This window comes from Streptomyces viridosporus (assembly GCF_002078235.1).
Classification (GTDB): Bacteria; Actinomycetota; Actinomycetes; order Streptomycetales; family Streptomycetaceae; genus Streptomyces; species Streptomyces viridosporus.
On the sequence record NZ_MSGP01000316.1, the window covers coordinates 1 to 12,231 of the forward strand.

Annotated in this window: 8 protein-coding genes and 1 pseudogene; 4 read left to right on the forward strand and 5 right to left on the reverse strand. The window is 71.9% G+C overall.

What is annotated here, in order from left to right; translation table 11 throughout:
• Positions 1-525: pseudogene (locus tag B7L92_RS22320) on the reverse strand (SAM-dependent methyltransferase); the annotation flags it as partial.
• A 202-nt stretch (positions 526-727) separates the two neighbouring features.
• On the opposite strand from B7L92_RS22320, the gene B7L92_RS22325 reads away from it, so the two are divergent.
• Positions 728-1,207 carry a hypothetical protein gene (locus B7L92_RS22325; protein WP_081239244.1) on the forward strand — a complete coding sequence of 160 codons (480 nt, stop codon included), beginning with the start codon at positions 728-730 and terminating at the stop codon, positions 1,205-1,207.
• 45 nt (positions 1,208-1,252) lie between these two features.
• Positions 1,253-2,053: a hypothetical protein gene (locus B7L92_RS22330; RefSeq protein ID WP_081239245.1), complete on the forward strand. Its 801-nt coding sequence runs from the start codon at positions 1,253-1,255 to the stop codon at positions 2,051-2,053.
• Positions 2,054-2,143: 90 nt separating this feature from the next.
• Here B7L92_RS22330 and B7L92_RS22335 read toward each other — a convergent pair whose 3' ends face one another.
• Entirely contained in the window at positions 2,144-2,926 is a 783-nt protein-coding gene (locus B7L92_RS22335) for an HNH endonuclease family protein (RefSeq protein WP_438364015.1), read from the reverse strand.
• 170 nt (positions 2,927-3,096) lie between these two features.
• Here B7L92_RS22335 and B7L92_RS22340 point away from each other — a divergent pair, with 170 nt between their 5' ends.
• Positions 3,097-3,282 (forward strand): antitoxin, encoded by a 186-nt coding sequence (locus tag B7L92_RS22340; RefSeq protein WP_081239246.1) that lies wholly within the window; start codon positions 3,097-3,099, stop codon positions 3,280-3,282.
• Positions 3,283-3,411: 129 nt separating this feature from the next.
• Here B7L92_RS22340 and mfd read toward each other — a convergent pair whose 3' ends face one another.
• The 3 genes from mfd to B7L92_RS22355 form a co-directional block, all read right to left on the reverse strand.
• Positions 3,412-6,969, reverse strand: coding sequence for a transcription-repair coupling factor (gene mfd / locus B7L92_RS22345; protein ID WP_081239247.1), 3,558 nt, complete (start codon positions 6,967-6,969; stop codon positions 3,412-3,414).
• Positions 6,970-7,223: 254 nt separating this feature from the next.
• On the reverse strand, positions 7,224-9,803 hold the full coding sequence (locus tag B7L92_RS22350) for an ABC transporter permease (protein ID WP_081239248.1): 2,580 nt from the start codon (positions 9,801-9,803) through the stop codon (positions 7,224-7,226).
• Positions 9,800-10,588, reverse strand: coding sequence for an ABC transporter ATP-binding protein (locus B7L92_RS22355; RefSeq protein WP_081239249.1), 789 nt, complete (start codon positions 10,586-10,588; stop codon positions 9,800-9,802). The genes B7L92_RS22350 and B7L92_RS22355 overlap by 4 nt, the downstream gene beginning before the upstream one ends.
• 462 nt (positions 10,589-11,050) lie before the next feature.
• Between B7L92_RS22355 and B7L92_RS22360 the strand changes: the two genes are divergently transcribed.
• Positions 11,051-12,231: MFS transporter (locus tag B7L92_RS22360; protein WP_081239250.1), on the forward strand; the 1,181-nt coding region annotated here is incomplete at its 3' end.

Genomic DNA, 12,231 nt, shown 5'->3' on the forward strand with positions numbered 1-12,231 from the left:
GACGACGGGACGGGGCTCCGGGGCGGCGGTGGGTGAGGTGTGACGGCCGTGCGGGGCGCTGTGAACCGCCGAGGGAGTGTTCACAGCACCCGAGGAGTTCACACGCGAGTCGCCCGTCCCGTCGTCCGGCCGGGGCGGGAGCACCTGCTCCAGCGCCTCGGGCAGCAGCGCGGCCAGCCGCTCGTCGGAGCCGGAACTCACCTCCAGCCAGACGGGGGAGCGCTCGTGGATCAGCAGCAGGACGCAGCCGGCGTGGGTGAGGGCGGTGACCGGTCCGTCGGGGTGGCCGGCGAGCTGCTGCCAGACGCGTTCCCGCAGGGGGACCTCGGCGAGCTTGCGGTGCAGGCGCAGCCAGTGCTCGACCTCGGCGAGGGCGAACGAGGGGCTGGCCTCGGTGCCGCCGACCGGCTTGGGGAAGTCGGCGTGCCGGCGGCGCCAGTTGCTGACGGCGGCGCGGCCGACCCCGGCCAGCCGCGCGATCCCCGCGGCGGTCACTTCTGTCGCGCTGTCCCGCTTCTCCGGCACCCCGCCCTACTTCCTTCTGGCTTCCCTCTGATCCGTCTGTGGCGTCGAGCATACCGATGTACGCGAGATCCAAGACTTCACGCTCGTGTACACGCACCACCCTGTGAACCGTGTTGACTCGATTCACACTCTCTGCTCTCATTGACCCAGCGAACGAGTGATCGCCGCGGGGCGGTCGTCCTGTCCGGGAGGGGACACAGTCATGGGCATGAAGAGCAAGATCGCGCTGGGCGCCGTCGTCGGGATCGTCGTCATCGGCGCCGTGTCGGCGAACTCCGGTGACACCGACGGGGGATCCGGCGACAAGGGCTCCTCGGCGGCCGCGGAGCAGCAGTCCGGCGGCACGAAGCGGGACGGCGCGTTCGACGCGAAGCCCGCCGACGACAAGAGCGCCGAGAAGGCCTCCCAGGCCGAGCGGTTCAAGGCGTTCGTGCAGAAGAACGGCACGGCCTCGGAGAAGGAGGCCGTCTCGCACGTCACCAAGGTCCAAGGCGCCGACGAGCAGAACGACATCCTCGACACCGCCGACGTCTACACCGACTTCACCGGCGGCATCACGGGCGAGGGCACGGGTCCCGCCAAGCTCATCGCCTCCGCGTTCGCCGACTGGAAGCAGAGCGAGAACGGCCTGGTCACCGTCTACGACGCCGACGGCGAACTGCTCGGCAACGGCAAGTTCTGACCGGCGCCCCCCGTTCACCCACCGAAGAACCCGAGGTAACCCATCATGCGCCGCACCGCACTCGCCGCCCTCTGCCTGGCCGCCGTGGCCACCGCCGGTCTCACCGGCTGCGCCGGCGAGGACAGGACCAACAGCACATCGAGCGACTCGGCCGGGCAGAGCACGGCGGAGGACCGGAAGAACTCCCGGAAGCCGCGGGAGGAACCCTTCGCCGGTCTGACCGGCAGCGAGATCGTGGACCGGGCCCGCGAGGCCACGACCGGTGCCCCGTCCCTGCGGATGAAGGGCGACGTCCCCGACGAGGAGGGCGGCGGCACCCTCCGCCTCGACATGGCCCTGAACAAGCAGGGCGAGTGCGCCGGCACGCTGGGCAAGGACGGCGAGGGCGAGGCCGAACTGATCAAGACCGGCGACACCCTCTACATGAAGTACGACGAGGCGTTCCTGCGCGCCCAGAGCGAGGGCGGGCCCGAGGCCGAGGTGGACGCGGCCGTGGCCCTGCTGGCCGGGAAGTGGACCAAGATGTCCCTGAAGAGCGCGGACGCCGAGGAGATGGCGGGCTTCTGCGACCTCGACCAGGTGCTCGGGGACCTGCAGGACGGCCGCTCGGAGGCGACCCGGGGGAAGACGACGACCGTCGACGGCACGCCCGCGATCACGCTGGAGGAGCGGGAGGGCGAGGACCGCTTCACCCTCTACGTCGCCACGGAGGGCGAACCGTACCTGCTGCGGGTCGACAGCACCTCCGCCGCGGACCCCGGTTCGCTCACCTTCACCGACTACGGCGAGCCGGTCCCGGTCCGCGAGCCCACCGGCCACGTCCTGGACCTGGACTCCCTGGGCTGATCCGCCCCCGGGTGGACAGCATGTGCCCGGGCGGTCCGGCGGCGCGCGGGAGGACGGGCTCCCGCGGCCCGACCGCCGCTCAGCCGCCGCTCAGCCGCCGCACTGCTCCAGCATCATGCGCTTGTCGGCCGGCGTCACCGGCATCTCGTACTTGACGGCGACCTGGGCGAAGCGGACCGCGTACGCGCACCGCACGGACCTGTTCGGCGGGAGCCAGGTCGCCGGACCGGAGTCCCCCTTGGCCGAGTTGGCGGGGCCGTCGACCGGGAGCAGGTTGAGGGTGTCGTTCGCCAGCTGCTTCCGCTTGGCCTCGGCCCAGCGGGAGGCGCCCATCTGCCAGCTGTAGGAGAGCGGCACGACGTGGTCGATCTGCACCGCGGCGGCCTCCTGCTTGCGCCACTCGACGGTCTTGCCGGTGTAGGGGTCGGCCAGGGTCATGGCGACGACCACGCAGTCGGAGCCGGAGCGGAAGCGGAGGTCCCGGCCGTCGCGCTGGAGCACGTCGTTGCGGGTGTCGCAGCCGTTGCGGGCCAGCGGGACGCCGTCGGCCGTGTCCATCCACGCGTACCCGAACTCGTCCCGGTCGTAGCCGGTCTTCGGCCCGCGGCCCTTCGTCCGCACCGTCTCGATGAGTTCGCGCGCCTCGGCCCGGTCGCCCTCGTCCGTCACGGCCGCCAGGCCCGGCTTCGTCCCGTCCGGGTTGTCCAGCGGACTGACCGCCCGCCCGTCCGCGGCCGCGCCCGCGCTCTCGCCGCCGGCCGGGGACCCCTCGCCCTGGATCCCCTCGCAGCCGGCGAGCAGCACGACGGCGGCGGCGCACACCGCCGGTCCGGTGCGCCGTATCCCCCGGCCCCGCCTCCTGTACCCCGCCACGCCGTCCTCCCTCGTTCCCCTGTTCCCTGCCCCGTACGGACCGCGCGATGCCCGGCGGTGCCCGGTCCACCGTAACGAGCGAAAGGTCCAGACCACACGGGAATCAAACGGGCATTCCTCGCAGGTCGCGCGTATCGTCGGTTCTGAATCACCTTCCGAAGGAGCTCTGCATGGGTATCTTCGACAAGCTCAAGAGCAACAGGATGGCGCGTGACAAGGCCAAGCAGGCCTCGGACGCCGCGGAACGGAAGGCCAACGAGAGGACCGGCGGCAAGTACGAGGACCAGGTCGACACCGCGCAGCAGCAGGCCGAGCGGCGCCTCGGCATGGACCGCGACCGCCCCGACCAGCCGTAGGCCTCGCGCCGGCCCCGAGGGCCGCGCGGAACCACTTCCACCGCGGAACCAATTCCACCGCGGAAGCCGTCCGCGGGTTCCTCCCGCGGACGGTTTCACACGCCGTGCCGCGCCGGTGCGCGGCGCCGCCTACGACCCCAGGACCGACGTCAGGAACTCCCCGACCCAGCCGAGCAGTTCGCGTCCGACCAGCGGCTTGCCGCCCACCTTCGCGGTCTTGGGGCGCGGCACCAGCACCTGGTGGGCGGCCGGCTTGACGACCGAACCGGGGTAGAGGCGCTTGAGGCGCAGTTCCTGCGACTCGCGCAACTCCACCGGGGCGAAGCGGACGTTGTTGCCCTGCAGGACGACCTCGCCGACGCCGCACGCCCGGGCGAGCATCCGCAGGCCCGCCACCAGCAGCAGGTTCTCCACCGGCTCGGGCAACTTGCCGTAGCGGTCGACGAGTTCCTCGCGCACGGCCTTGACGTCCTCCTCCGTGTTGGCGGAGGCGATCGACCGGTACGCCTGGAGGCGGAGCCGTTCGCCGGGCGCGTAGTCGTGCGGGACGTGCGCGTCGACGGGCAGTTCGATCTTGACCTCGAGCGGCGGCTCCTCCTCGATCCCGCCGGCCTCCAGCTGCCGCCGGTAGTCCGCGACCGCCTCGCCCACCATCCGCACGTACAGGTCGAAGCCGACGCCCGCGATGTGGCCGGACTGCTCGCCGCCCAGGAGGTTTCCGGCGCCGCGGATCTCCAGGTCCTTCATCGCCACGTACATGCCCGCGCCCATCTCCGTGTGCTGGGCGATGGTCGCGAGCCGTTCGTGCGCGGTCTCGGTCAGCGGCTTCTCCGGCGGGTACAGGAAGTAGGCGTAGCCGCGCTCCCGCCCTCGTCCCACCCGGCCGCGCAGCTGGTGCAGCTGGGACAGGCCGAAGGTGTCGCCGCGTTCCACGATCAGGGTGTTGGCGTTGGAGATGTCGATGCCGGACTCGACGATCGTCGTCGACACCAGCACGTCGAACTTCTTCTCCCAGAAGTCGACGACGACCTGCTCCAGCGCCGACTCCGACATCTGGCCGTGGGCGGTGGCGATGCGCGCCTCGGGCACGATGTCGCGCAGCCGGGCCGCCGCGCGGTCGATCGACTCCACGCGGTTGTGGATGTAGAAGACCTGGCCCTCGCGCAGCAGTTCGCGGCGGATGGCGGCGCCGATCTGCTTCTCCTCGTAGGGGCCGACGAAGGTGAGCACCGGGTGGCGCTCCTCCGGCGGGGTGGTGATCGTCGACATCTCGCGGATGCCGGTGACCGCCATCTCCAGGGTGCGCGGGATCGGGGTGGCGGACATGGTGAGCACGTCGACGTTGGCGCGCAGCTTCTTCAGCTGCTCCTTGTGCTCGACGCCGAAGCGCTGCTCCTCGTCGACGATGACCAGACCCAGGTCCTTGAACTTCGTCTCCGAGGAGAACAGCCGGTGGGTGCCGATGACGATGTCCACCGAGCCTTCCCGCAGCCCCTCCAGGACCGCCTTGGCCTCGGTGTCGGTCTGGAAGCGGGACAGCGCCCGCACGGTGACCGGGAACTGCGCGTACCGGTCGCCGAACGTGCCGAAGTGCTGCTGCACCAGCAGCGTCGTGGGGACCAGGACGGCGACCTGCTTGCCGTCCTGGACGGCCTTGAAGGCGGCCCGCACCGCGATCTCGGTCTTGCCGTAGCCGACGTCACCGCAGATCAGACGGTCCATGGGGACCGACTTCTCCATGTCCTCCTTGACCTCGGCGATGGTGGTGAGCTGGTCGGGCGTCTCCGCGTAGGGGAAGGCGTCCTCCAGCTCGCGCTGCCAGGGGGTGTCGGCGCCGAAGGCGTGGCCGGGCGCCGCCATCCGCGCGCTGTACAGCTTGATCAGGTCGGCGGCGATCTCCTTGACGGCCTTCTTCGCCCGCGCCTTGGTCTTGGTCCAGTCGGCGCCGCCCAGGCGGTGCAGGGTGGGGGCCTCGCCGCCGACGTACTTGGTGATCTGCTCCAGCTGGTCGGTGGGGATGTAGAGGCGGTCGCCGGGCTGGCCGCGCTTGGCGGGGGCGTACTCCACCACCAGGTACTCGCGGGTCGCGCCCTGCACGGTGCGCTGCACCATCTCGATGTAGCGGCCCACGCCGTGCTGCTCGTGGACGATGTGGTCGCCCGCCTCCAGGGTGAGCGGGTCGATGGTCTTGCGGCGCCGGGCCGGCATCCGGGCGCCCTCGCGGCCGGTCGCCTTCTGCCCGGTCAGGTCGGTCTCGGTGAGCACGGCGAGCCTGAGCACCGGGTCGACGAAACCGTGGTCGATGCAGCCGCAGGCGACGTGCACGACGGACGGGGTGATCTCACCGAGGTCGCCCGTCCTCCCGCCGTCGGCGGCCAGGCGGGCCGCGATGCCCTCGCCGCCCAGCACCTCCACCGTGCGCGAGGCCGGGCCGTGGCCCTCGGTGACGAACACCGTGCGCCAGCCGTCGGCGAGCCAGCCCTTGGTGTCGGCGAGGGCCCTGGCGGTGTCCCCGCGGTAGGTCTCGGGAGCGTGCATGCCGAGCTTGAGGGTGTCCGCGTCCAGTTCCTCGTCGGCGGCGAACGGCGACACCGACCACCACATCATGCCCAGCTCGCGGGCCCGCTCCCGGACGTCCGCGAGGGACCACAGGGAGGCCGCGCCGACGTCGATGGGCGCCCGGTCCGCGCCGGACATCGCGGTGGCCGCCCAGGACGCCTGCAGGAACTCCTGGCTCGTCGCCACCAGGTCGGTGGCCCGCGTCCGCACCCGCTCCGGGTCGCAGACGAGGGCCATGGCGCCCTCGGGCAGCACGTCGAGCAGCAGCTCCATCTCGTCCACCAGGACCGGTGCGAGGGACTCCATGCCCTCCACGGCGATCCCCTCGGCGATCCTGCCGAGCAGGTCGCCGAGCTCGGGGTGCTCCTCGGCGAGGGCACGCGCGCGGGCGCGGACGTCCTCGGTGAGCAGCAGCTCGCGGCACGGCGGCGCCCACAGGCCGTGCTCGGCGACCTCCAGGGACCGCTGGTCGGCGACCTTGAAGTAGCGGATCTCCTCGACGTCGTCGCCCCAGAACTCGATGCGCAGCGGGTGTTCCTCGGTGGGCGGGAACACGTCGAGGATGCCGCCGCGCACCGCGAACTCGCCGCGCTTCTCGACCAGCTCCACCCGCGCGTACGCGGCGGCGGCGAGCGCCTCGACGACCTCCTCCAGGTCGGCGCTCTGCCCGGTCCGCAGGGAGACGGGCTCCAGGTCGCCCAGCCCCTTGACCTGCGGCTGGAGCACGGAACGCACGGGCGCCACGACGACGGAGACCGGGCCGGTCTCCGGGTCGTCGGAGCGGGGGTGGGCCAGGCGGCGCAGCACGGCCAGACGGCGGCCGACGGTGTCGCTGCGGGGGCTGAGCCGCTCGTGCGGCAGCGTCTCCCAGGACGGGTACTCCACGACCCCCTCCGGCGGGAGCAGGGAGCGCAGCGCCGCGGCCAGGTCCTCCGCCTCGCGTCCCGTCGCCGTCACCGCCAGGACGGGGCGGCCCGTCTCCCGGGCCAGGGCGGCGACCGCGAAGGGTCGGGCCGCGGGCGGGCCGACCAGGTCGACGTGCATGCGGTGGCCGTCGGAAGCCGCCGAGATCGCTTCCGCGAGGGCGGTGTCCTTGACGACGGCGTCGAGCAGACCGTGCAGGCTCATTCGGGGCGCTTTCCGTCCGGGGGTGTGCAACACGACGGGCCCGACGCGCACTGCGGGCCGGGGGTGTCCAGCGTACGACGCCGCGCCACCGGGGAACGGGCCCGTGCACCGCGCCCGGCCCGCGGACGACGCCGCCACGGCCTCGTACCGGGGCCACCGTGCGGGTACCCGGGCGGACGCGGACGTACCCGGCGCCGGAAGCCCTCCTGGGCTTCCGGCGCCGGGCGCTCCCCCGCGATCCCCGTGTGCGGTGGTTACTCGGTCGCGATGGCGTTCAGGACGTTCATCCGGCCCGCGCGGAACGCCGGGACCAGGGCCGCGAACAGGCCCACGAACGCCGAGCCGATGAACACACCGATGATCGTCGGCCACGGGATGTCGAGGACCTTCAGGCCCTCCAGGGCGAGCAGCTGCTGCGCGGTGGCGCCCCAGCCCATGCCCAGTCCGAGGCCCAGCAGGGCGCCGAAGAGGGCGATCACCACCGACTCCATGCGGATCATGCGGCGCAGCTGCCGGCGCGAGAGGCCGATGGCCCGCATCAGGCCGATCTCCCGGGTGCGTTCCACCACCGACAGGGCCAGGGTGTTCACCACGCCGAGGACCGCGACCACGATCGCCAGGGCCAGCAGGCCGTAGATCATGTTCAGCAGCTGGCCGATCTGGTCCTTCAGCGCCTGCTTGTAGTCGGTCTGGTCGCGCACGGTGTACTGCGGGTAGTCGTGCAGCGCGTCCTTCAGCGCCCGGTACGCGCTCTCCTGCTGCCCGTCCTTCGCCGCGGCGAAGAGCAGCTGGTCCAACGGCATCCGGTCGGCCGGGACGTACGTGGCCAGGGTGTCGATGGACGTGTACATCGCGCCGGCGTCGACGACGGCCTCGCTGCTGGTGATCGCCCGGACCGTCAGCGCGCCCGTCGAGCCGTCCTTGAACGCGACCTCGACCTTCGAGCCGATCTCGATGCCGTGGTCCTTCGCGAAGTCCTCGTGGACGGACATCGAGTCGGGCCGGTAGGCGTCGGAGAGCTCCCCGGCGACCGTCTCGACCCGCAGGTCGGTCGCGTACGTCGGGTCGGCCGCCGTGATCGCGGTGTTCTTCAGCGTCTTGCCGTCGGGCGTGGTGAAGTCGGCCTCGGTCCACTTGTACTCGGTGACCCGCTCCAGCTCCGGCGTCGCCTTCACGGCCTCGACGGCCTGCGGGGTGATCGGCTGGCCCCCGTCGTTCTGGATGATGAAGTCGGTGCCGACCGTCTTGTCGAGCTCCTCGGTGGCCGAGGCGACCATGGAGGAGCCGACCACCGACAGGCACGCCACCAGCGCGAGCCCGATCATCAGCGCGGCGCCGGTCGCGCCGGTGCGGCGCGGGTTGCGCAGGGCGTTGCGCTCGGCCATCCGCCCCACCGGGCCGAAGGCCCGCAGCAGGACCGCGCCGAGGACCCGGACCACGCCGCTCGCCAGCACCGGGCCGACGACGACGAAGCCGATCAGGGACAGCACCACGCCCAGGCCCAGCCACAGGGAGCCGTCCGTGGCCTTGTCCGCGGTCCCCGCCAGGTAGAGGGCGAAGCCACCGGTGCCGGTGAGGAGCAGGCCGACGGCGCCCCGTATCCGGCCGGCCCTGCCGTCCGCCGGGGTCCCGGCGTCGCGCAGCGCGGCCATCGGGGAGATCTTCCCGGCCCGCCGCGCCGGCAGGTAGGCGGCCAGCACGGTGACCACGACGCCCAGCACCAGACCGATCGCCGGAGTCGTCCAGGCGACCGTGAGGTCGTCCGTGGACAGCTCCATGCCCATCAGGCCCATGAGCTTCATCAGCCCGACCGCGAGCCCGACGCCCGCGCCGGCGCCGAGCACCGAGCCGACCACGCCGAGCAGCAGCGCCTCGATCAGCACCGAGCGGTTGACCTGCCCGCGGGAGGAGCCGATGGCGCGCATCAGTCCGATCTCGCGGGTGCGCTGGGCGACCAGCATGGAGAAGGTGTTGATGATCAGGAAGATGCCGACGAGGAAGGCGATCCCGGCGAAGCCGAGCATCGCGTACTTCATGACGCTCATGAAGCTCTCGACGTCCTTCTGGTTGGCCTCCGCGGTCTCCGCGGCGGTCTGCACCTTGTAGTCGCCGCCGAGCTCGGCCAGGACGTTCTTCTTCACCTGCGCGTCGCTGACGCCGGCCGCGGCGGTGACGTGGATGTTGGTGTAGACGTCGCCCTCGCCGACCAGGGCCCGCTGCGCGGTCTTCGTGTCCAGGTAGAAGATCGCCGCACCGGGGTTGGTGACGGTGAAGTCGGCGATGCCGGAGATCTTCGCGATGTGCGTGCCGACGGCGTTGATCACGCCGATCTCGTCGCCGAGCCCCAGGCCGTGCCGGTCGGCGGTGTCGGCGTCCACCATGATCTGGTCCGGGCCCTCGGGCGCGGCGCCGGAGGTGATCTCCATGGTGCGGGCGTCGAGGTCGTTCCAGTTGCCGACGATGGTCGGGGCGCCGCTGGTGGGCGAGAGGTTGTCCTTGTCGGCGTCGACGACGGTCACCGAGGTGGAGAACACCGAGCCCTCGGCCGACTCCACCCCCTCCACCTTCCGCACCTCGGCGAGCACGGAGGCCGGCATCACCGGCGGCTTGCCGTTGTCGGAGGTGGTCTCGCCGCTGTCGGAGGCGCCCTCGGCGCTCACCGTGACGTCCGAGGAGGTGGCCGCGAACAGCTTGTCGAACGTCGTGTTCATGGTGTCCGTGAACACCAGCGTCCCGCACACGAACGCCACCGACAGCAGCACCGCCACGGCCGACAGCGCCATCCGCCCCTTGTGCGCGAGGAAGTTGCGCATCGAGGTCTTCAGGACGGTCATGACGTGCGCCCCCGGGCGTCGAAGTCCTTCATGCGGTCCAGCACCTGCTCGGCGGTCGGCTGGTGCATCTCGTCGACGATGCGGCCGTCGGCGAGGTACAGCACCCGGTCCGCGTAGGAGGCGGCGACCGGGTCGTGGGTGACCATCACGATGGTCTGGCCCAGCTCGTCCACCGAACGGCGCAGGAAGCCCAGCACCTCGGCGCCCGCGCGCGAGTCGAGGTTCCCGGTCGGCTCGTCACCGAAGATGATCTCCGGCCGGGCCGCCAGCGCCCGCGCCACCGCGACCCGCTGCTGCTGGCCGCCGGACAGCTGGGTCGGCCGGTGCTTCAGCCGCCCGGCGAGCCCGACGGTCTCCACCACCCGGTCCAGCCACGCCTTGTCCGGCTTGCGGCCGGCGATGTCCATCGGCAGCGTGATGTTCTCGAGCGCGTTCAGCGTCGGCAGCAGGTTGAACGCCTGGAAGATGAACCCGATCCGGTCCCGGCGCAGCTGGGTGAGCTTCTTGTCCTTCAGGCCGGTGATCTCGGTCTCGTCCAGGTGGATCTGACCGCTGGTCACGGTGTCGAGCCCGGCCAGGCAGTGCATCAGCGTGGACTTGCCGGACCCCGAGGGACCCATGATCGCGGTGAACCGGCCGCGGTCGATGTCCACGTCGACGTGGTCGAGGGCGACGACCCGGGTCTCCCCGGACCCGTACGCCTTCACGACCTGCCGGGCCCGCGCGGCAACGGCCGTACGCCCTCCAGTACCCCCGTGCCTGGGAATGGTCACAGCCGATGTCACGGTAAGTCTCCTATGTCGGTCAGAAAATGAGAAGAAAAGGCTCCGGCGGCCGCCGTCGTGTCCGACGGCCGCTTCGCGCACTGCGGTACGACGTGTTCAGTCTGGCGGCGGGGAAGGCGTCGCGCCCTGGTGCGCAGCGCAGTCTTTCCCTGAGGAAAACCCCACCCCCGCCGGTGTGCTCAACCGCCCCCCAGCGGCATAAAGCCAGGTTAAGGACGACTCCCGCCCGCCTCGTCCTCCGCCGGTACGACCCCTCCCCGATCCGTAGTACGGAGGTACCCCTAGGGGCCCTCCTCCGGCGGGCGGGGCCCTTCTCAGGGTCGGCGCCGCCCACCGGCCCGCTTCGGGCTCCGTCCACCGGCTCGCTCCAGGCTCCACCCTCCCGCCGCGTCAGGGTCAAGTGCGAAGCTGTCCGGCGCAGATGGTTGCAAGGGACAGACGACCGCGAGGAGGGGGTTCCGGGTGGACGGCGCCGGACCGGTGACACAGGACACCGCACGGGAGACCCGGACCGACCGCCGCGGGGCCGTCACCGCCGCCCTGATGCTCGCGATGGCCCTGGCCGCCCTCGACTCCACCGTCGTCTCCACCGCCGTCCCGCAGATCGTCGGCGACCTCGGCGGCTTCTCCTACTTCTCCTGGCTGTTCTCCGGCTACCTGCTGGCCGTCACCGTCACCCTCCCCGTCTACGGCAAGCTGTCCGACACCTTCGGCCGCAAACCGGTCCTCGTCGTGGGCGCGGTGCTGTTCCTGCTGGGCTCGCTGCTGTGCGCGCTGGCCTGGAACATGGCCGCGCTCATCGCCTTCCGCGTCGTGCAGGGCCTGGGCGGCGGCGCCCTCCAGGGCACGGTGCAGACCCTCGCCGCCGACCTGTACCCGCTCGAGCAGCGCCCCAGGATCCAGGCCCGCCTCTCCACGGTCTGGGCGGTCTCCGCGGTCGCCGGCCCCGGCATCGGCGGCCTCCTCGCCTCCTACGCCGACTGGCGCTGGATCTTCCTGGTGAACCTGCCCGTCGGGGCGGTCGCGCTGTGGCTGATCGTCCGTCACCTGCACGAGCACCGGGGGGAGGCGCGTCCCCGCCCGCGGGTGGACTGGGCGGGCGCGTTCACCGTGTTCGCGTGCGGCGGCGCCCTCCTCACGGCGCTGGTGCAGGGCGGCGTGGCCTGGGACTGGCTGTCGGCGCCCTCGCTGGTCCTGCTCGGCACGGGGCTCGCACTGCTGGTGGCCGCGGTCGTCGTGGAACGCCGGGCGGCGCAGCCGATCATCCCCGGTTGGGTGTGGCGGCGGCGCACCATCGCCGCGGTCAACCTCGCCCTGGGCGCACTGGGGTTGGTGATGGTGGCCCCGGCCGTGTTCCTGCCCACCTACGCCCAGACGGTCCTCGGCCTCGTCCCCGTGGCCGCCGGGTTCGTGCTCTCCGTGTGGACGCTGACCTGGCCCGTCTCGGCGGCCCTCAGCCAGCACGTCTACCGCCGCATCGGCTTCCGCAACACCGCGATGCTCGGCATCGGCACGGCCGCGCTGATCCTGTTCGCGTTCCCCCTCCTCCCCTACCCGGGCCGGGCCTGGCAGCCCACCCTGCTGATGCTGCTGCTCGGCGCGGCCCTCGGCCTCTTCCAGCTCCCGCTGCTCGTCGGCGTCCA